Origin of the sequence: Alteromonas sp. KS69 (assembly GCF_003989595.1) — a bacterium.
GTDB lineage: Bacteria > Pseudomonadota > Gammaproteobacteria > Enterobacterales > Alteromonadaceae > Alteromonas > Alteromonas naphthalenivorans.
Genome location: NZ_PYHU01000022.1, coordinates 39349 through 60456, shown reverse-complemented (window position 1 = coordinate 60456; position 21108 = coordinate 39349). Strand labels below are relative to the sequence as shown.

The window sequence follows — 21108 nt, the reverse complement described above, 5'->3', positions numbered from 1 at the left end:
CCACAAAAAAGCCCGTTATGCGTTGAGCAAACGGGCTTTTTATAGGCTAGCATTTAATTAGTGGCTAACTTGACCACTACTTGGCTAAACGCTGTAGCACATCATTAAGCATCGACTGACTACAGCCAAAGTTAATTCTGAAATGATCAGCTTTATGAAAATCTGCGCCAGGAGAAGGGCCAACGCCTTTTTCTTCAGCCCATGTTTGCACGTTTTCTACGCCTAAACCGCTTGCGTCTACCCACGCTAAAAACGTGGCTTCTTGCTTCAGCATAGATAACCCATCGATACCGTTTATCGTTTCATACACGGCATCACGGTTAGCGCGCAAATACTCAATTTGAGCGCTGTGCCATTCGTCACACAAAGTGAATGCCGCTTCGGTAGCGGCTAATCCCAACACGGTAACCCAAGGCATTATGCCAGCGGCTGCGCTGGTAAATTGCTGCCGGAGTTTAGGGTCTGGAATAATCGCAAAAGAGGTGCCTAAACCCGCAACGTTAAAGGTTTTGCTAGCAGCCATTAGGGTAACGCTGTTGTTGGCTAAGTTAGCCTCACGACCAGCAGGAATATGCTTCACTCCAGGCTCTAAAATTAAATCACAGTGGATTTCATCAGAACATAAACGCACGTTATTGGCGTTACAAATATCAGCAACCCTATCTAGCTCTGCTTTGGTTAATACTGAGCCAACTGGATTCATTGGGTTACAAAGAATGAATAACTTACATTTAGGGTCGGCGGCATTGGCTTCTAGTGCTTCGAAATCCAACGTATAGCGCTTTCCTTCCGATTCAGAGTCAATCACAGTGCCAATATCGACACGCTCTAATTCATTTAATTTAGGCGCCGCGAGCAATGGTGGGTAATTAGGCGTTTGAATAAGCACCTTATCGCCTGGCTCACAATAAGCTTTACAGGCTACATTAAACGCAGGCACTACGCCGGGTGTCCACACAATCCATTCTGATTTAACATACCAGTCGTGTTTGTCTTTCAACCAGCGCTGGATTGCACGAATGGCACCTTGATGCTGACTAGGTAGTACATAACCTAAATTACCGTGCTCAACTTGTGCTGAAATTGCATCTAAAATAGGCTGTGCGCAACGAAATTCAGTGTCGGCAACCCAAGCAGGAATAATGTCCTTGCCTTTATATTTCTGCCACTTGAACGAATAGGTATCTTTACGAGGTGGGGTTTGGTCAAAATTAATCGTCACACATACATCCTGTTGCCATTACATTATGGGCACCAGTGTAATAATTCGTGAGCATATAAACTAGCGCTGCTTAGACCATTTAGGACTTTTTTATTTGTTTGCTAACGCCATTACCTATATTCGCTGACGAGTAGTTCGCTATTAGCTAACGCGACTTTTCGTTTTTGCTTGCACAACAGATTTCGCCTTTGCGGCCAAGGCGTCCATTTCCAAGGGTTTCGCTAAAAATCCAGACACGCCTAACTTGCGCGCTTCCATAACGAGTTCTTTATTAGGATCGCCAGTAATAAGTAAAAAGGGAACGGATAAATTCGCAGAGCGGCATGCTTTCAACAAACTTAACCCATCGAATTCTTTCATGACTTGGTCGCTGATAATAAGCTGAAGTGTGTCTGGCGTTTGTTGGAGTAAGAATTCACGAGCAATTTTACTTCGGCTAAACGGGTAAACCGTCGCCGACAAACGGGTTTCTAATGCATCGGTAATAAGATCGAGCGTAATAACATCGTCTTCAATAACTGCTACAGAAAACACGGGCTTTGCCTTTTTAATTTCAATAACTTGATAATAGAGGCCAAATTCGATGTTGCCAACTCATCTTTCGTCGACATTTTGGCAAAAAACGTGAATATAAAAAAAACGCCAGCTTTCAAGCTGGCGTTTTTGAATCATCTCAATGCATTTGAAAACTAATTAAGTTATCAAAGCAGTGGTGATTACTTTTTCTCGCGTGAAGAACGCTTACGTTCGTTTTCAGTAAGTAACTTCTTACGAATACGAATAGATACTGGCGTAACTTCAACTAGTTCGTCTTCATCGATGAACTCAAGCGCTTGCTCAAGAGACATCTTGATAGGCGGAACCAAAGTTTGCGCTTCATCAGTACCAGATGCGCGAACGTTGGTTAACTGCTTACCTTTAAGGGCATTTACAGTTAGGTCGTTATCGCGGCTGTGAATACCGATAACCATACCTTCGTAAACTTCTACACCGTGACCGATAAACAAACGACCACGCTCTTGTAAGTTAAACAAGGCGTTAGTTAGGGCTTTACCGTTAGCGTTGGCAATAAGAACACCGTTCTTACGCTTACCAATGATACCGCCTTTGTACGGACCATAGTGATCGAATGTATGGTAAAGCAAACCAGAACCAGACGTCATCGTCATGAATTCTGTTTGGAAACCAATCAATCCACGGCTAGGAATAACGAAGTCGATACGTACACGGCCTTTACCATCTGGAGACATGTTGGTCATTTCAGCTTTACGCAGACCAAGTTGTTCCATGATTGAGCCCTGATGCGCTTCTTCACAGTCAACCGTTAGTGTTTCAAACGGTTCTTGTGTTTCGCCATTCTCTTCTTTAAGAATAACTTCTGGACGTGATACTGCTAGCTCGTAGCCTTCACGACGCATGTTTTCAATAAGGATACCCAAGTGAAGTTCACCACGACCTGATACGCGGAATTTATCCGGATCTGGTGTTTCTTCAACACGTAGTGCAACGTTATGTACTAGTTCGTCGTTCAAACGCTCTAGAATGTTACGTGAAGTAACGTATTTACCTTCTTTACCAGAAAACGGTGAAGTGTTTACTTGGAAAGTCATGGTCACTGTTGGTTCATCAACAGATAACGGTGTCATTGCTTCTACTTGGTTAGTATCACAAATAGTGTCAGAGATTTTAAGCGAACCTAAACCTGTGATTGCGATGATATCGCCAGCACTTGCACCTTCAACTTCATGACGTGCTAGACCAAGGTAACCATATACTAAGCCAACTTTACCGTTACGCTTCTCACCTTCAGCAGTAACAACAGTTACTTGTTGGTTTGGCTTAACAGTACCGCGCTTAATACGACCAACACCTATTACACCAACATATGAGTTGTAATCAAGTTGAGAAATTTGCATTTGGAATGCACCAGAAGCATCTGCGTCTGGAGGCGATACTTGGTCAACAATCGTTTGGAACAAAGCATTCATGTCTTCTTCAGGTTTGTCGGCGTCTAGTGAAGCCCAACCATTCAGTGCAGAAGCATAAACAACTTGGAAGTCTAGTTGATCGTCAGTTGCGCCAAGGTTGTCGAACAAATCGAATACTTGATCCATAACCCAATCAGGACGTGCGCCTGGCTTATCAATTTTGTTGATAACAACAATTGGCTTTAAGCCTTGAGCAAATGCTTTTTGTGTTACGAAACGCGTTTGAGGCATTGGACCTTCTTGCGCGTCTACTAGAAGCAACACTGAATCGGCCATTGACATTACACGCTCTACTTCACCACCGAAATCGGCGTGTCCTGGAGTATCTACGATGTTGATACGGTAGTCGTTCCAGTTAATAGCAGTGTTTTTCGCTAAGATTGTGATGCCGCGTTCTTTCTCGATGTCATTCGAGTCCATCACGCGCTCTTCTTGCTCACCGCGAGTTTCAAGAGTGCCTGACTGTTGTAACAGTTTATCAACCAAAGTTGTTTTACCGTGGTCAACGTGAGCAATAATAGCAATGTTACGTAATTTATTAATATCAGTGGTATTCATCTAGGGAGCCTGTGTAAATCATTACATGATGTTAAGCATGCATTAGATTTGTTGCAAAAAATGCAGATAGTAAATTTTGCGCGGATTGTACAGAAAAACCACGGCGTTTGCGCACCTTTTTTTTAAAAGGTAGGCATGTTTTTCACTATTATAGTCTTTGATTAACGAATTTATTACTTTTGCGCCCTGTTTTCGGTGGTAAGTGAAGACAAGTTACTCTAGGCTAGCTAACGGCTACTTAAGTTTAATTTGCACCAAAATATAGCGATTGAGCACCATTATCGTGCAACACCATTAATCATTCAGTTATCCTCTTGCTGCTAAGCCAGCAAAATTGGAACCACGATAGATGGCATGAAAATCGCTTTTAGTTTTTCCACTGTTGGGATGAAGCTGATCATTCCGCATTTTTACATTAAACCTGGAGGACACGATGTCAGTAGAAAAGGCATTAGAGCTGATTAAAGAAAGTGAAGCGAAATTTGTTGATTTGCGTTTTACTGATACTAAGGGCAAGGAACAACACGTATCGATTCCTGCTGCTACGGTAGACGAAGAGACATTTGAAGAAGGTAAAATGTTCGATGGTTCTTCAATTGCAGGCTGGAAAGGCATTAATGAATCAGACATGGTACTTATGCCTGATCCTACGAGTGCGGTAGTTGACCCATTCGCAGAAGAGACTCAAGTTAATATTCGTTGTGACATCCTAGAGCCTTCTACAATGGAAGGTTACGAGCGTGATCCACGTTCAGTTGCGCGCCGTGCAGAAGAATACCTAAAATCTACCGGCATCGGCGACACAGTATTCTTCGGTCCAGAGCCAGAATTCTTCCTTTTTGACGATGTTAAATTCCACACAGACATGGCTGGCTCTTTCTACAAGATTGATGCTGCTGAAGCAAAATGGAACTCAGGCGCTGATTTTGAAGGCGGAAACATGGGTCACCGTCCTGGTGTTAAAGGCGGTTACTTCCCAGTTCCTCCAGTAGATTCAGCGCACGACATTCGTGCAGCAATGTGCTTAGTAATGGAAGAAATGGGCTTAGTTATTGAAGCGCATCACCATGAAGTGGCTACTGCTGGTCAAAACGAAATCGCTTGCGAATTCAACACACTAGTAACCAAAGCAGATGAAATCCAAGTTTATAAGTATGTAGTACATAATGTAGCTCACGCTTATGGCCAAACTGCGACGTTCATGCCTAAGCCTCTTGTTGGTGATAACGGTTCTGGTATGCACTGTCACCAATCAATCGCTAAAGATGGCGTAAACATCTTTGCGGGTGATAAGTATGCTGGTCTGTCTGAAGAAGCGCTTTTCTACATTGGCGGTATTATTAAACACGCTCGTGCAATCAACGCTTTTGCAAACGCATCAACGAACTCTTACAAGCGTTTGGTTCCAGGATTTGAAGCACCGGTAATGCTTGCATACTCTGCACGTAACCGTTCTGCATCTATCCGTATTCCATACGTAACTAGCGATAAAGCGCGTCGTATCGAAGTACGTTTCCCTGACCCAACAGCTAACCCATACCTTGCTTTCTCAGCAATGCTTATGGCTGGCCTTGACGGTATTAAGAACAAGATCCATCCTGGCGATTCTATGGATAAAGACTTGTACGACTTACCACCAGAAGAAGCGGCAGAAATTCCAACCGTTGCTAGCTCGCTAGAAATGGCACTAGAAGCATTGGATAACGACCGTGAGTTCCTTAAAGCGGGTGGCGTTATGACTGACGACATGATTGATGCATACATCGATCTTAAGTCTGAAGAAGTAACTACGCTTGCCATGACAACTCACCCAGTTGAGTTCGACATGTACTACAGCGTTTAATTAACGCTTAAGTGCTTATTTATACAAAAGCCCGCTTATGCGGGCTTTTTTTTATGCCAAAGCTTTTCTACTATATAAGTAAGAAACTATGAGTGGGTCTTCCTATTGACTATTTATCCCTACATTGCGTTGCTTACGGTGATGGTGTTACTCCCCAGTGAAAGCCATGGGCAAAGCACATCAAACGACCCTGATGAGTCTACTACCTCAAGCTCTCCTGTTTATAAAGTGAAGCAAGCCGATGGCACTATCCTTTATACCGATAACCCTTCACCAAAAAGCGACCCTGTTGAGTTTGAAGCGAAAACACAGAATGTAGTGTCTAGCCCCTCAACACCGAAACCCGTTTTCGCTCAAACAACTAAATCCAAGGAGGTTGCCTATAAGGTGGTTATAGCCTCTCCTGCCCCTGAGGCTACTCTTCGAAACAACGCCGGAAACTTCACCATACGAGCGAACCAGCCGACTTCAGTGAAGGCGCCCCGCTATCAGTTAATTTTTGATGGCGCCCTATTGCAGAGCAATACAACAGGCGTATTTACCTTAAATGGTATAAATCGGGGCGAACATCAGTATAAGGTTGAGCTAACAGATAATAAGGGCAAGACTCTTGCATCCTCTGCACTACAAACGCTGTTTCTACATCAAGCATCAGCGTTAATAAATAGCAACTAACGTTCGAAAGTAGCGCAAAGCCCGCACCATAGCGGGGAACAGAAAAAAAGTAACACCAATTCTGTGCCTACAATTTTTACCGATACGTTACAATGCACCCATATAGTGCAGAGGAGATAAGCTCGGATGCAATCTACCGAGTTAGACACGCAACAATTTTTGAACAGCCTGAATACTGCGCTTGTGATGGTAGACAATAGATTAAATATTGTTTACGCCAACCACGCAGGAGAAGCCCTGTTTGAAACTGGCAGAAAGCAACTATGCGGTCATCGACTTGATGACTTTTTCCTGCCTGGAAATATCGACACCACTCGTTTACGCGCAGCACTAAGGCACGGAGAAGACTTTACCGAAAACGAAATTCGCCTTTGTTTTAGAGATAATCGCAATGTCATGGTTGATTTAACCGTAACGAACTTGCAGTTAGAAGAAGGGGCTAGGCTACTATTTGAAGTAAAAAAAATAGATCAGCAAAAGCGAATATCCCGTGAAAATTTACAAAACGCACAACATTATGCAGCTCGCGAACTTGTCCGTGGGTTAGCTCATGAAATTAAAAACCCATTAGGGGGCATTCGCGGGGCGGCGCAATTACTTGAAAAAGAATTGAGCGAAGAGCATAAAGAATTTACTCAGATGATCATTGAGCAATCTGATCGACTTAGAAATCTAGTCGACCGTTTGCTTGGACCAAATTCACTGCCTCGGTTTAATTGGAGCAATGTGCATCAAGCATTGGAGCAAGTGCGAAGCCTGATGCGGGTTGACTCAGAAACCCCTATCACCATCATTCGGGATTACGACCCTAGTATTCCACCTCTGATGATTGACGCTGATATGATTCAGCAAGCTGTTTTAAATATTGTCAGAAATAGTATTCAGGCGTTAACCGAAAGTGAAACGCCTGACCCTCAAATTCGCTTGGTAACGCGTATTGAGCGACAGATGACTATTCAGGGAAACCGCCATGCCCTAATCGCTAAAATAAAAGTGATAGACAATGGCCCAGGCATTCCCTCAGAAATAAAAGACACGCTTTTTTACCCCATGGTGAGCAGTAAGCAAAATGGTTCCGGCTTAGGGTTATCGATATCGCAAACATTGATAAACCATCACGGCGGAAAAATAGATGTAGAAAGCCACCCTGGGCACACTGAATTCGTAATTTATATTCCGATAGACCGCAAGGAGACAGACAATGACGAATGAGTCAGTATGGATTGTCGATGACGATAGTTCTATTCGTTGGGTGCTTCAAAAGGCCTTACAAACAGCAAGCATTGGATGCTTGTGTTTTGAAAACCCGCAAGATTTACTCCTTCAATTACAAAGCGGTCAAGCGCCAGAAGTGATTATCTCTGATATTAAAATGCCGCAGATGGACGGCATGACATTGCTTAATGAAGTTCATGCTACGCACCCCATGATGCCGGTAATCATCATGACAGCACATTCCGATTTAGACAGCGCGGTAAACGCCTATCAAAAAGGGGCATTTGAATATCTACCTAAACCCTTTGATATCGATGAAGCGGTCACGCTGACTCAACGTGCGTTAGCCCATGCAAGAGAGCAGTCGAAAACGCAGCAAGCCCCTCAAGACGATCCGGAAACCGAAATTATCGGAGAAGCACCCGCGATGCAGGAAGTTTTCCGTGCAATCGGCCGATTATCTCGTTCTTCAATTAGTGTATTAATTAATGGCCAGTCAGGTACTGGTAAAGAGCTGGTTGCCCACGCCTTACATCGCCATAGCCCGCGCTCTAGTAAACCTTTTATCGCACTTAATATGGCCGCTATTCCAGCCGACTTGGTAGAGTCTGAGTTATTTGGCCATGAAAAAGGCGCGTTTACAGGTGCCCAAAATGCGCGCCAAGGGCGCTTTGAACAAGCTGACGGCGGCACCCTTTTTCTTGATGAAATAGGTGACATGCCTTTAGATGTGCAAACTCGACTTCTTCGGGTTTTAGCCGATGGACAATTTTACCGTGTGGGCGGCCATCAATCTGTGGCAGTAGACGTACGAATTATTGCTGCCACCCACCAAAACTTAGAAAAGCGTGTGGCTGACGGAAAGTTTCGTGAGGATTTATTTCACCGGTTAAATGTTATTCGTGTGCATCTACCGTCTTTATCTGAACGCCGTGAAGATATTCATTTATTAGCCCGTCACTTCTTACGCCGAGCAGCGAAAGAGTTAGATGTAGAAGCAAAAAGTTTAAGCAAAGATGCTGAAAAGTTAATGGCTCAGCTTCCTTGGCCAGGTAACGTAAGACAACTCGAAAACGTATGCCGTTGGTTAACCGTGATGGCTAGCGGACAAGAAGTGTTACCGAGTGACTTACCGCCTGAAATCCACTCAGACAACAGCATCGAAAAGCCCGCCGCCGAAGCGGGAGATTGGCCAGACTTACTCGCCCGTTGGACCGACAAACAACTTCGCGATGGCAGATACAATATTCTTAATGACGCCATGCTTACGTTTGAAAAAATTATGTTGGAACGTGCCCTTCAGCATACTCATGGCCATAAGCAAGATGCCGCTAAGCGTTTAGGTTGGGGCCGTAATACCCTTACTCGTAAACTAAAAGAGCTAGGTATTACGTAGTTTGCGCTAGCTTGTAAGGCCTGCTAATACACAAAAGCCCGCTTTATTCATTGTGAAATAGCGGGCTTTTCTATGCTTGTTGAAAACAAGAAATAGGTTCGTTACTAATCGGAGGCTAGCCGCCTTTTTTCAACAAACTTGTCATCGCCTGGTTGAACAACCTTACCCACTGCATGCTAAATTGCCCTTTAGCACTGCGGTTAATTTCAATAACTGCCTCTTTCTTAGATAGTTGTTTTTCATCATTGTGGGCACGAGAATGTGTCATCGCATCATAAGTATCAACAATGGCAAGTAACTTGGCCCCATCACAAATATCATCTTCTTTAAGGCCTAATGGGTAACCGGTGCCATCAGTACGCTCATGGTGCTGCATCACTATTTTACGGGCCAAATCCCATTGGTCTAAGTGTTCAAGCAAGCGGGAGCTTTTATACACATGGGAACGCATTAAGTTGAATTCTATATCGGTTAACGCCTCGCTTTTATGCAAAAGCTTTAGTGGCATAAATGCCATACCGAAATCATGTACATAACTGGCTACGGCTAGCTGAGATTCATCAATAGGTTTGCCTGCGGTACTATTAATATACAACGCTAACTTAGCAACCCTATCCCCTCTGCCTACCCAAAATTTCGAGCGCTTCTCGATGGTTTGCATAAGATCACGAAAGAAAAGAACATCCAATTTCTTTTCATTACTCATGTCTTTGGGTATACCCGACGTTGCCAGCGTAGGCGGTTTTATTTGAATATTTTCAGGGTTACTGTCGTCGGTTATTACGTCTAAGGCGGGGTTGAGTAATAATACAGCCTCGGTAAGACGTTTCTCATGTTCATCGCCATTATCCGGTGTAATTCGGCTTATCGCCATGACCAACTGTTGGTGCAAGGTATCGTCATATTCGGCTTTTCCTTCAGCCATAACAGCTTCTACAAATGCCTTAACCCTATCCATGGTAAGTAACACCAAGTCACTCATGGTGCTGGTATACGACACCTGTCCTTTACGTAAGTAATCGAGTAAGTCTTCTACATGCTGAAGCAAGGGGATCATGGGTGAGAAATTCACTAACCCAAGGTCGCCTTTAATAGTATGAATTGATCGGAACAACGCACGTTGCAGTTCATTGTCTTCTGGACGAAGCTCTAATTCTATTAATGTCTGCTCACTCGATTCGTAAAGCTCATTAATTTCTTCCATTAAGTCACAAAGAATATCTTCTTCGAGGTCGTCAGGTACAAATGTCTGCATTATGGATACCGGGTTGGTGAGGATAAGGTTTCACTTTCTCTTATTGTAAGATGCTATCGACCAAGTTACCTCATACTAAAGTTAAGTATTTTAGATTAACTTGCCTAATTTGAACGTATTTCTTGCGATACCATGGCAACAGAACCGCTAAAGCATCTATAATAACTCATCGGACAAGTGTACGCTGAAACTTACTTTATACTTCGCGCGTCATTTATATTCAGGAGTCACTTTGATAGCTCTACTACGCGTTCCCGCGCTGTTACTCACCTTTTTACTCGTCAATATAGCCCTTTTGGCGGTATGCATTTTTCGTCCTTTTCACAAAGATAACGTACATACGGCGGGTAAACTTTATTCGTTAATGTCTTACGTAATGGGTTTAAAGGTGATTGTGCGAAAAGATTCAGCGGTAGATATAAAAGAGCCCTACGTATTTATTGCGAATCATCAAAATAGCTACGACGTAATGACTATTTGTAAAGCCGCATTACCCGGCGTTGTTACTATTGGAAAGAAAAGCCTTAAATGGATCCCCATTTTCGGTCAAATTTATTGGCTATCAGGCAATATTCTCATCGATCGTAAAAATTCAGGCAAAGCTAGAAATACCTTAGATATAGCAGCCAACCGCATCGCCAAAAAGCGTACCTCAGTATGGTTCTTCCCTGAAGGAACAAGAAGCTATGGACGGGGCTTATTGCCTTTCAAACAAGGCGCATTTAGGCTGGCGAAAACCACTAATGAGCCCATTGTTATGGTGACTGCCAGTAATCTACACAATAAAGTAAAGTGGAACCGATGGGACAATGGTGTAGTACTTATCGATATTAGTGCACCTGAAGCCCTTACCGACGACAAGCCACTTAAAGCCTGGATGCAGTATTTCAACGACCAGATGAAAAACAAGATAACTGAGTTGAATGCTGAAGTCGCTGAAATGGAAAAAAGCAGGTAAACTTGCGAAAAATGATTGAGGTTATGCTTTATGAGTCAGTTTGATGAAAGAGAAGAATGGTATTCCTTCAACGAGGAAACCATAGAAGCGCTATTAGAAGACGGTAGTCAGGCCGATGCGGAATACACCATTGAGCATCACTTTGCGAGTAACGACTTCGACAAGCTAGAAAAAGCGGCGGTTGATACATTCAAAGCCGGTTTTGAAGTGACGGACGCAGAAGAGTTAATGCTTGATGATGGCGGCACAATTTTTTGTTTCGATGCTATCGTTGAGCGAGCGTTAGACCTTGCAAAACTCAATGCTGATTCCGATGCTTTACTTAAAATTGCTGACAAACAAGACGTTCAATACGACGGCTGGGGAACGTATTTCATGCCCCGCGGCGATGACGAAGATGAGTACGAAGACGATTACCTAGAAGACTAAACCTCGCAGTCTACTCCCTTTACTAAACACTACATTAAGGGTGGCTTCAGTTTTTGTTCATCTTATTTAATCAACAATGGCACCTGTCATTTTGATTAGAAAGGATGTTAACAATGAAATCACCCATTCAACCCCTAGCAAAGCTCTGCCTACTAGCCCTATTACCTTGTTCGTTGATTAACACTTCATACGCGGAACAAACGCTATCAAGTGACCCGGTGTCTGTTGAATCAACAGAATATCGCTACGGCGCTATTTACTCCCCTACTGAAGCATCTACTCAGGCCGCAATTGATGCAACAGCCAAGACTGCCACTACCAGCGCTATTAATGATACTAAAAACAATAACGTTACAAAAGCTGACACGTTGGGGGTTGCTTCGCTGGCTGAGAAAAAAGCGAAACGTGAAAGTCTTTTTAGCGGCACCAGTAAATCCTATGCCGAAGCACAATCAACCACACTTTTGCCTGATTACTGGATTTATGACAGTTGGGTGTCTTTAGATACTGATATTGATTATGACGGGTATTATTCTGAATTTACTGTCGAGTTCGATGCAGATACCGCTTACGACAGTGCTCTTGTATATGGGGTTATTTACTTAGGTAGAAACGACCGGTATGAAGCCATTCATGTCACCTCTGAATTTGTGCTGTATGGTGAAGATTCTTCAGACGCATTTGTGGTAGAAAGCCGGCTGCTTTCAGGTTTCCCCGCGGCAGATTATGATGTGCTCATCGAACTATATGATGCCTACTCCGAGCAACTAGTCGCTTTTTCTGACGGCTATGATGATGCCGACCTTACTTACTTAAGTTTAGAAAGCGACAACCATGAGTATATCTACGAAGATACTGTCATAGTGGTAGAAGAGCACGGCGGTAGCACGACTATCTTCAGTTTGCTATTCATCGCCTTTACCCTAGTGGTGCGTAGAGTAATTCGACACTAACACCTTACGTTTCACTAAAAAGACTTCCATTGAAACGCTGCGGTTTATCCGTTTTTTACTATACTAAAGTCGTAGAACAAAAAATAAGCGTTATGAAACTTATTCAGTTGCCATAATGACTTACTGAAGTGGTTACGGGATAGTAGCCACATCGTTATATAATTTTTTAGTTGGTATGTGGCGATGAGTATAGAAAATGTAAACCTGATAAATTTATTAGAACACGCCAGTATTTGCGTGGTAATACATTCTTGGGACTCACAAGTTGTTTATGTGAACCCTGCTGCCGCAAAAAGTTTTTAAAACGTCTCTCGATGAATTGCAGCGCCGACACCAGTCTATAGATGGATGGGAATTTATAGATAGGCAAAATCGCCGGCTAAACCCAGATGAATACCCAGTTAGTAAAGTGATCTCGTTAAATGTATCCATTACAGATGAAGTTATAGGCTTAGTTGATGATACAACTGGCGAAGTGTGTTGGTTAAGCGTAAGTGCCTATCCTGAGAAAAGTAATGGTACTGGTTTTGTGGTGGTTTACTTTACTGAAATCACAAAAAAAATTGCAGACTTTTCGTTTCTTGATATTGTGCAAAGTGCACAAGATATGATTATCGTGACCGAGGCAGAATCTGTTAATGGCCCCCTATCACCGCAGATTATTTATGTGAATGATGCTATTTGTAAATTGACGGGTTATTCCCGAGAAGAGCTCATCGGAGAAACGCCTAGGATTTTTCAAGGCTCTTTGACAGACAAGGAGGCGACAACCCGTATTCACAGCGCTCTTACAGAGAAAAAGCCCGTAACCGAAACACTGCTCAACTATACAAAAAAAGGTACCCCTTACTGGGTTGAAATGAGCATATTCCCCCTTAAAAATCAATTTGGTGAAGTCACACACTTTGCTTCGGTCGAGCGAGACGTTAGCGCCGTTAAATTTCATGCAGAGCAACTTAATACACGCAATTCTGAACTGAGAGATATTCGAGAAAATTTAGAGAAATTAGTAAGCCAACGCACTAGAGATCTTCGCAACGTTAACGTGAAGCTTGAAAAACTGGCCTATTTCGACCCGCTCACAGACATTCCAAATAGGCGCGCCTTCGAAGAAGCATTAGATAAATCTACGCATTTTGCTCACCGTCACGGCTATTCTCTATTAATCGGCATTGCCGATGTTGACCATTTCAAAAAGCTCAATGATACCTTCGGGCATGCGTTTGGTGACGATGTACTAGTGGCTGTTGCAAAGTCGATGAAACAATTTTTTCGTCAAGAAGATGGCATAGGCCGTGTTGGTGGAGAAGAGTTTGCTTTTTGTATGGTATTGCCCGGCTCCCACGAAGCCATAGACATTCTTGAGCGACTCAGAAAGCGGGTTGAGCTAATTTCAAGCTCGCTTCCTGCCTTAAAGGGTTATGACGTAACTATTAGCATTGGCGCTTATTATGTAAGCGAGGTAAACCCCAGCGAAACAAAAGAAATGGTAAGCATAGCTGATGAAGCGCTGTACCGCGCTAAACGAGAAGGGAGAAATCGGGTTAGCTTGGTACGACAAGATAAAACAGAATTCAATTCAGTCAGTTAGTGGCATAACCTAAACGCTCAGAATCCGTTAATTTTTATCGTTCTTTTGTCTAAAGCTTCGCTCGTATTGGCAAATAACTTGGTAAATATCTAAAATCGATGCCAGAATAAAAATACTATAAAGAACAACTGGAATCGTTCTAATGCCACCCAGCCAACGTTTATCTTCTCGCCCTCGGCGTAGTTTTATTAAAGGAGCCGCTGCGCTGGGAGTAACCGCTGGCGTCACTGCCGGAGTAGCGCCTTTTGCAATAGGTAAGCCAACACCAACGTTAAGGGTCATGGGTACCCATGTCACGCTACAAGAAGAAATTCGTCAACACGCAATGGCTGATTTAGGCATTAATATCCAATTTCAGCCTGGTGGAAGTGCAACCGTACTGCAAAGAGCGTCAATGAATCCTGGTGCTTTTGATTTGTATGAACAGTGGTCAAACAGTATTAATGTTTTGTGGCGCTCGAAAGCTATTCAGCCTATCGAAAAGAAAAAGCTTACCTATTGGGATGAAATAAACGATTTAACCAAAACAGGGAAAGTAACTGAAGCCGCTCGCTTAGGCGCTGGTGATGCCCCCCATAAGATTATTAATGTCCAAGCTGATGGCAGTTTAGGGATAGAACATACAGACACCATTAGCTTTCTTCCCTATGTGCACAACGTAGACTCATTTGGCTACAATACGTCTCAATTTCCTGAACAACTCAAAAACCAAGAAGAAAGCTGGGGATGGCTACTCGATAGTCGGTTGTCTGGCAAAGTGGGGATTGTAAATGATCCCACCATTGGACTTTTCGATTTAGCCCTAGCGGCACAAGCAAAGGGCTACATTACATTTGAAGATATAGGGGCAATGACCACACAAGAGCTGGATAACTTATTCAGTATTCTTATTGAGTTATCCCAGTTAAATCACTTCAGTGGCTTTTGGACATCAGTGCCTGAATCTGTGCAATTTATGAAAAGCCAACGCGTCTCTATAGAGAGCATGTTCTCTCCTGCGGTATCGGCGTTAAACAGCCAAAACATTCCCGTTAAATTTGCTGCGCCGAAGGAAGGTTACCGAGGTTGGCATGGTGTAATGTGTTTATCGTCAGCTTCACAAGGAAGAAGTAAAGATGTGGCTTATGAATATATGAATTGGTGGCTGTCAGGCTGGCCCGGGGCATTTATTGCTCGTCAGGGTTATTACATATCTAATCCAGAGCGTTCTGCAAAATATTTATCGCAAGCCGAATGGGATTATTGGTACAAAGGGTTACCTGCAAGCGAAAATCTAAAAGGCCCGGCAGGTAAGGTTAGTGTTCAAAAAGGTGAACAGCGCTCAGGTGGAAGCTATGAAGATAGGTTTAGTAACATCGCAGTATGGAATACTGTCATGCCAACCTACGAATATAGCCTCCAAAAATGGTATGAATTTATTACGTCTTAACCCAATTGGTTAAGTCAAAGGCACAATAATAGCTATGCTGTCATCGATTCGAACGCAACTTATTCTCGTATTAATTGCTTTAGTCGCCCTGCTCTTAGTACAAGGGTATATTGCTAGAGAAAACCAATCTGTATTAAGCAGCGGCATGGCGGCATCGAGTCGTGCTGTGGTTGATGTGGGAATAGTAAAAGAACTCGAAAGAGATGTTATCGACCTACAGCGGAATGTGCTCATCTACAAAGAAAATGCGAGCCAATCTGCGGTAACACGTTTTGAAAGGTTGATGCTCTCTATCAATAAAAGGCTAGATGAGCTTGCCGATCCTGTTACCCAAAGTGGTGAGATTGACGATACCTATGTGCTGTCTCGTATGCATAAGCACCTTAGTGCCTACCAAGAAAATTTTCGCCAAGTTATTGATGCACGCTCTAGAAAAGACGACTTAATCATTGATGGATCATTGTCAGATTTACTGGCGATTAAGCGGCTATTTGACACTGCCAATGAAGACTTCGCGCTTCCTCAAAGTACCATTGATAAACTTAACTTCCACATTGCTAAAGCGGAAAATGCAATCCTTCGCTATTTGATGAAGCCTGATATGGCGTTAATCACGCAATTCAATGAAGCAATTACTGCCATTAAAGCGGTTACCATGAACAATCATACACTTCATAGCCAAGTGAATGAGTTACTTGAAAAGGCCGAAGCTGACTTATTTAAGCTAACACAAATTACCCAAGGGAATTTGTTTTTGGTTAATGTGGTTATGGCCGGTTCAGCGAATGAGTTTTTATATTTAAGCGGCGAACTTGCTAATCAAGTAACGTCGAAAACCGAATCTATTACTCACAACACCTATTTGGTAGCGCAAGAAACACAACGTAATGGTGAGATATTTTCACTGGTCGCCATTCTACTTGCGGTCATCGCCGCCATATTTACCGCCTATCGTATTTTAGGCCCTATTCGCACCATAACCCACGTATTCAATCGATTATCTGAAGGCCAAAACATTTCGAGTATTCCAGGCAACAGCCGCAACGATGAAATTGGTAATCTTGCTCGCGCCGCTCATGTATTTAGTGACAAAAACAAGCAAACGGAAAGCTTGCTATCGGAAGCCCGTGAACTAAATGGCAGGTTGGAATCTTTAAACTCAGAACTGACTGAAAGTAAGATAAAAGCAGAGCGGGCAACCGCCTCAAAGAGTATTTTCTTAGCCAATATGAGCCATGAAATTCGCACGCCCATGAATGGTATTATTGGTTTAATTGAACTCGCACAGCAACACCCAGTGCCTGATATCGTAAGTGGTTATCTTGATAAAGCGGCCTATTCAAGTCAGATTTTAATGAGTGTCATAAATGATATTCTTGATTTCTCTAAAATTGAAGCCGGCAAACTTAAAATTGAAGAAGTCAGTTTTTCCCTTCATTCTTTATTCGACAATCTCATTGCTGTTATTGCGCTTAAAGCCAAAGAGAAAAACTTAGTTGTTCGCTTTATCGTGTCACCATCCATACCGCCTCAAGTTATTGGCGATCCGCTACGTATTGCGCAAATCATCATGAATATTGGAAGCAATGCGGTGAAGTTTACCGAGCAAGGGCAAATTTGCATTCGGTTTGATGGCAAAATTAACGATAAAGGTAATTTGCTCTCCCTAACAATGAATATTGAAGATTCGGGTATTGGAATGAGTGAGCGGCAACTTGCTCGTATTTTTAACCCCTTTACTCAAGCGGATGACGCGACCAACCGCAAATATGGTGGAACCGGCTTGGGTTTAACCATTGTAAAACAACTCACCGACTTGATGGGTGGCTCACTATCAGCTACTTCAGTAGAAGGAAAAGGCAGTACCTTTACAATATCCTTGCCCCTTCGTGTATTTAAGAATCAGCCTGGTATTTTTGACCTTACGCCTCAGTTGCCCACGTCCAGTGTGTACTTAACCTCTTCGCCTCTTCTGCCCGATGCCTATCAGTCGGTAATACAGATTAGCCAAGCCAGTATTATGGACATTAACGCCGCCCAATCCCTCAATTCTCTGCCTAAACACCTTATTGTTGATATTCCCAGCTTTGGTGTATTTAAAGACAATATCCGCTGGTTACACGAACTGGCAGAGCAAGGAACCCATGTTGGTTTGATCATGGATACCGTAGGGAGTGCGCTGCAAGATAAGTACAACAGCCTGTGGAAAGGCCCTCTTATTATGCACCCCTTTACGCCTGCACAATTTGAACATTTCATGTCTATGGTAGTCAGTAATGAAACACGAAAAACCATGACTAAAAAGGCGGATATCATTGAAGATATTAGCTTAGAAGGGCATGTATTATTGGTTGAAGATAACAACATAAATCAGATTGTTACCGGTGAAATGCTCAAAACCTTAGGGATTACGTTTGATATCGCGGAAGATGGTAATCAGGCAGTGCGCAAAATAGAAAACGCCCCTCATTATGATTTAGTATTAATGGATGTACAAATGCCCGTAATGGATGGTTATGAGGCAACAAAAGCCTTAAGAAAAGCGGGCTTTACTACCCTTCCCATTATCGGGCTCTCGGCTAATGCTATGAAAGAAGACAAACAGAGCGCTATCGATGTAGGCATGAACGACTATCTTACTAAGCCAATTAAACGCAAAGCTTTGGTTGATATGTTGAAGCGGCACATGAAACATTAAACACGCAGAGGTTCTTACTCTTTGCACCGTTTAGTGAATAACGGCCAAACAAAAAGGGTTATCTCTCGACAACCCTTTATCAGTTAGCGTGTTAGCTCTGAGTTATAAAGCAGCAATAGTCTCGTATTGCGCTTTTAGCTTTTCGAGTTGTTTCTCACCTTCTTCCAGCTTACCGCGCTCTTTCTCAATCACGGCGTCTGGGGCGTTACTTACAAACTTCTCGTTACCCAGCTTTCCGCGTGTACGTGAAACGTCTTTGTCCACTTTATCCATGGCTTTCGTGATACGAGCAAGCTCAGCATCTTTATCGATAAGACCCGCCATTGGAATAAGAATTTCCATTTCACCTACCAGTGCCGTAGCGCTCGCTGGTGCTTCTTCACCGTCTTTAAGGATGGTTACTGTTTCAAGCTTAGATAACTTATCTAAGAAGGCTTTAGCGGCCTCTAAACGGCGGCTATCTTCAGCACTTACGTTTTTGAGTAAAGCATTAAGCGGTTTGTTTGGAGAAATATCCATTTCGCCGCGAATATTACGAATACCTACGATGAACTTCTTCACCCACTCAATATCGGCAAGTACTTGCTCATCTTGTTTAGCGGCATCTTGTACTGGGAATGCTTGCACCATAATGCTGGCATTCTCTTCAACCTGTAGCGCACTTAATGGCACAACACGCTGCCATATCGTATCGGTAATAAATGGCATTAACGGGTGCAACAAACGTAGCAAGTTTTCCAGTACGTTAATTAACGTATGGCGTGTACCACGTTTTTCAGCTTCACTACTGGCTTCGTTGCTAAGTACTGGCTTTGTAAGTTCTAAGTACCAATCGCAGAATTGGTTCCAAGTAAACTCATACACAATATGCGCAGCAATGTCGAAACGGTAGTCTTCTAATGCTTTTTCAAACTCAACAAGGGTTTGTTGGAACTTGGCCCAAATCCAGCGATCGGCAATACTTAATACCATTTCGCCGCCATCACGGCCTGTATCGTGTTCTTCAGTATTCATCAGCACGAAGCGTGATGCATTCCAAATCTTGTTACAGAAATTACGGTAGCCTTCTACCCGCGCCATATCAAAGTTGATATCACGGCTGGTTGAGGCCATGGCAGCAAAAGTAAAACGAAGTGCGTCGGTACCATAGGCGTGAATACCATCTGGGAACTGCTTACGCGTTCGCTTCTCAATCTTTTCAGCTAGCTTTGGCTGCATCATGCCTGAAGTACGCTTTTTCACTAGCGTTTCTAGGTCGATACCGTCAATAAGGTCGATAGGGTCAAGTACGTTCCCTTTCGATTTTGACATTTTATCGCCGTTCTCATCGCGGATAAGACCGGTAATATAAATATCTTTAAACGGAATTTGGCCTGTGAATTTCTTCGTCATCATGATCATTCTGGCTACCCAGAAGAAAATGATATCGAAGCCAGTTACCAATACCGATGAAGGCAAGAAAGTTTCTAGTTCAGGCGTTTTTTCAGGCCAGCCCATGGTCGCGAACGGCCATAGTGCAGATGAGAACCAGGTATCAAGTACGTCGTCATCTTGGCGAAGGGCAATATCGTCGCTCAAACTGTTTTTAGCGCGAACTTCTGCTTCAGTACGACCCACGTAAATGTTGCCGTTGTCGTCATACCATGCAGGAATGCGGTGTCCCCACCACAACTGACGTGAAATACACCAATCTTGAATGTTGTGCATCCACTGGTAATAGGTTTTGTTCCAGTTTTCCGGTACAAAACGAATCTCACCGCTTTCAACCGCTTCAATAGCAGGCTTAGCAAGTGACTCAACCGCAACATACCATTGGTCGGTAAGGTAAGGTTCAATGACCGCGCCAGTTCTGTCGCCGCGAGGTACTTTAAGCTTATGCGGTTCAATTTTAACGAGTGCGCCTTGGGCGTCTAAGTCGGCCACAATTTGCTTACGTGCGTCGAAACGGTCTAAGCCGCGATAAGCCTCTGGCGACTCATCATTAATTTTCGCATCGTCAGTTAAGATATTGATCATCGGTAGGCTGTGGCGCTTACCCATATCGTAATCGTTAAAATCGTGAGCCGGCGTGATTTTAACGCAGCCGGTACCGAATTCTTGATCAACATAATCATCGGCAATAACCGGAATTAAACGGCCAGTAATAGGCAGCTTAATATCTTTACCAATATAAGCTTGATAACGTTCGTCATCAGGATGTACCGCAACAGCGGTATCACCTAGCATGGTTTCTGGACGAGTAGTAGCAACCACTAGCTCACCACTGCCATCAGCAAGTGGGTAGCGCATGTGCCACATGTGGCCATCTTCTTCTTCGTTTAGTACTTCTAAATCCGACACTGCGGTGTGCAGTACAGGATCCCAGTTAACCAAACGCTTACCGCGATAGATTAAGCCTTCTTCATGAAGCTTCACAAAGGTTTCAGTTACCGCATCAGACAACTTGTCGTCCATGGTGAACACTTCACGAGACCAATCAGGTGATGTGCCTAACCGACGCATTTGCCCTGTAATAGTGCCGCCACTGTGCTCTTTCCATTCCCAGACTTTTTTAATGAAGTCTTCACGACCTAAGTCATGACGAGTCTTGCCTTCTGCATTTAATTGGCGTTCTACCACCATTTGGGTAGCAATACCCGCGTGGTCGGTGCCCACTTGCCATAAGGTGTTGTCACCTTTCATGCGGCGATAGCGGGTTAAGGCATCCATTATAGTTTGTTGAAAACCGTGCCCCATGTGAAGGCTTCCGGTAACATTTGGCGGTGGAAGCAAAATACAATACGGATCGCCGCTGCCCGATGCTTTAAAAAGGCCCGAATTTTCCCATTTTTCATAGCATTGCTGCTCAATGGACTGTGGTTCGAAGGTTTTATCCATTACTTACTCTCGTTGTGAAGC

At 43.4% G+C, this 21108-nt stretch carries 16 protein-coding genes; 10 read left to right on the top strand and 6 right to left on the bottom strand.

Going from position 1 to position 21108, the window contains the following annotated elements:
• Nucleotides 1–76: 76 nt before the first annotated feature.
• From C7Y69_RS13820 to typA, 3 genes are all read right to left on the bottom strand, one after another.
• Complete coding sequence (locus C7Y69_RS13820) at nucleotides 77–1222, bottom strand: MalY/PatB family protein (RefSeq protein ID WP_126873105.1); 1146 nt, start codon at nucleotides 1220–1222, stop codon at nucleotides 77–79.
• 141 nt (nucleotides 1223–1363) lie between these two features.
• On the bottom strand, nucleotides 1364–1756 hold the full coding sequence (locus C7Y69_RS13815; RefSeq protein WP_013782795.1) for a response regulator: 393 nt from the start codon (nucleotides 1754–1756) through the stop codon (nucleotides 1364–1366).
• A gap of 182 nt (nucleotides 1757–1938) precedes the next feature.
• Complete coding sequence (gene typA, locus C7Y69_RS13810) at nucleotides 1939–3768, bottom strand: translational GTPase TypA (RefSeq protein WP_013782794.1); 1830 nt, start codon at nucleotides 3766–3768, stop codon at nucleotides 1939–1941.
• A 433-nt stretch (nucleotides 3769–4201) separates the two neighbouring features.
• On the opposite strand from typA, the gene glnA reads away from it, so the two are divergent.
• From glnA to glnG, 4 genes are all read left to right on the top strand, one after another.
• Nucleotides 4202–5611, top strand: a complete 1410-nt coding sequence (gene glnA / locus C7Y69_RS13805) for a glutamate--ammonia ligase (protein ID WP_013782793.1) — start codon at nucleotides 4202–4204, stop codon at nucleotides 5609–5611.
• A 105-nt stretch (nucleotides 5612–5716) separates the two neighbouring features.
• The gene (locus C7Y69_RS13800; RefSeq protein ID WP_013782792.1) at nucleotides 5717–6286 is read left to right on the top strand and encodes a hypothetical protein; all 570 of its coding nucleotides are present in this window, start codon (nucleotides 5717–5719) and stop codon (nucleotides 6284–6286) included.
• 126 nt (nucleotides 6287–6412) lie between these two features.
• Entirely contained in the window at nucleotides 6413–7498 is a 1086-nt protein-coding gene (gene glnL, locus C7Y69_RS13795; RefSeq protein ID WP_013782791.1) for a nitrogen regulation protein NR(II), read from the top strand.
• A complete protein-coding gene (glnG, locus tag C7Y69_RS13790; protein ID WP_013782790.1) occupies nucleotides 7488–8897 on the top strand; it encodes a nitrogen regulation protein NR(I) in 1410 nt (469 codons plus the stop codon). Before glnL ends, glnG begins: the two co-directional genes overlap by 11 nt.
• 115 nt (nucleotides 8898–9012) lie before the next feature.
• Here glnG and C7Y69_RS13785 read toward each other — a convergent pair whose 3' ends face one another.
• A complete protein-coding gene (locus C7Y69_RS13785) occupies nucleotides 9013–10152 on the bottom strand; it encodes an HD domain-containing phosphohydrolase (RefSeq protein WP_013782789.1) in 1140 nt (379 codons plus the stop codon).
• Nucleotides 10153–10384: 232 nt separating this feature from the next.
• Here C7Y69_RS13785 and C7Y69_RS13780 point away from each other — a divergent pair, with 232 nt between their 5' ends.
• The 4 genes from C7Y69_RS13780 to C7Y69_RS13765 all read left to right on the top strand — a co-directional run bounded on the left by C7Y69_RS13780 (nucleotide 10385) and on the right by C7Y69_RS13765 (nucleotide 14083).
• On the top strand, nucleotides 10385–11110 hold the full coding sequence (locus tag C7Y69_RS13780; protein ID WP_126873104.1) for a 1-acylglycerol-3-phosphate O-acyltransferase: 726 nt from the start codon (nucleotides 10385–10387) through the stop codon (nucleotides 11108–11110).
• A 30-nt stretch (nucleotides 11111–11140) separates the two neighbouring features.
• Nucleotides 11141–11539: a ribonuclease E inhibitor RraB gene (gene rraB, locus C7Y69_RS13775; protein WP_126873103.1), complete on the top strand. Its 399-nt coding sequence runs from the start codon at nucleotides 11141–11143 to the stop codon at nucleotides 11537–11539.
• A gap of 113 nt (nucleotides 11540–11652) precedes the next feature.
• Entirely contained in the window at nucleotides 11653–12492 is an 840-nt protein-coding gene (locus C7Y69_RS13770) for a choice-of-anchor H family protein (protein ID WP_126873102.1), read from the top strand.
• A 319-nt stretch (nucleotides 12493–12811) separates the two neighbouring features.
• Nucleotides 12812–14083 (top strand): diguanylate cyclase, encoded by a 1272-nt coding sequence (locus C7Y69_RS13765; protein ID WP_260563515.1) that lies wholly within the window; start codon nucleotides 12812–12814, stop codon nucleotides 14081–14083.
• A gap of 27 nt (nucleotides 14084–14110) precedes the next feature.
• Here the strand turns inward: C7Y69_RS13765 and C7Y69_RS21920 are convergent, their stop codons facing one another.
• A complete protein-coding gene (locus tag C7Y69_RS21920; protein WP_260563519.1) occupies nucleotides 14111–14365 on the bottom strand; it encodes a hypothetical protein in 255 nt (84 codons plus the stop codon).
• Between C7Y69_RS21920 and C7Y69_RS13760 the strand changes: the two genes are divergently transcribed.
• A complete protein-coding gene (locus tag C7Y69_RS13760) occupies nucleotides 14271–15512 on the top strand; it encodes a PotD/PotF family extracellular solute-binding protein (protein ID WP_232363216.1) in 1242 nt (413 codons plus the stop codon). The genes C7Y69_RS21920 and C7Y69_RS13760 overlap by 95 nt on opposite strands.
• A 34-nt stretch (nucleotides 15513–15546) precedes the next feature.
• The gene (locus tag C7Y69_RS13755; RefSeq protein WP_126873101.1) at nucleotides 15547–18210 is read left to right on the top strand and encodes an ATP-binding protein; all 2664 of its coding nucleotides are present in this window, start codon (nucleotides 15547–15549) and stop codon (nucleotides 18208–18210) included.
• A 102-nt stretch (nucleotides 18211–18312) separates the two neighbouring features.
• On the opposite strand, the gene C7Y69_RS13750 is transcribed toward C7Y69_RS13755, so the two are convergent.
• Nucleotides 18313–21087: a valine--tRNA ligase gene (locus C7Y69_RS13750; protein WP_126873100.1), complete on the bottom strand. Its 2775-nt coding sequence runs from the start codon at nucleotides 21085–21087 to the stop codon at nucleotides 18313–18315.
• Nucleotides 21088–21108 lie beyond the last annotated feature (21 nt).

Coding starts and splice junctions, on each gene's coding strand:
- typA (WP_013782794.1), bottom strand. CDS start 3,768: ATGAATACCACTGATATTAATAAATTACGTAACATTGCTATTATTGCT.
- glnA (WP_013782793.1), top strand. CDS start 4,202: ATGTCAGTAGAAAAGGCATTAGAGCTGATTAAAGAAAGTGAAGCGAAA.
- glnL (WP_013782791.1), top strand. CDS start 6,413: ATGCAATCTACCGAGTTAGACACGCAACAATTTTTGAACAGCCTGAAT.
- glnG (WP_013782790.1), top strand. CDS start 7,488: ATGACGAATGAGTCAGTATGGATTGTCGATGACGATAGTTCTATTCGT.
- C7Y69_RS13785 (WP_013782789.1), bottom strand. CDS start 10,152: ATGCAGACATTTGTACCTGACGACCTCGAAGAAGATATTCTTTGTGAC.
- rraB (WP_126873103.1), top strand. CDS start 11,141: ATGAGTCAGTTTGATGAAAGAGAAGAATGGTATTCCTTCAACGAGGAA.
- C7Y69_RS13770 (WP_126873102.1), top strand. CDS start 11,653: ATGAAATCACCCATTCAACCCCTAGCAAAGCTCTGCCTACTAGCCCTA.
- C7Y69_RS21920 (WP_260563519.1), bottom strand. CDS start 14,365: ATGACCCTTAACGTTGGTGTTGGCTTACCTATTGCAAAAGGCGCTACT.
- C7Y69_RS13755 (WP_126873101.1), top strand. CDS start 15,547: ATGCTGTCATCGATTCGAACGCAACTTATTCTCGTATTAATTGCTTTA.
- C7Y69_RS13750 (WP_126873100.1), bottom strand. CDS start 21,087: ATGGATAAAACCTTCGAACCACAGTCCATTGAGCAGCAATGCTATGAA.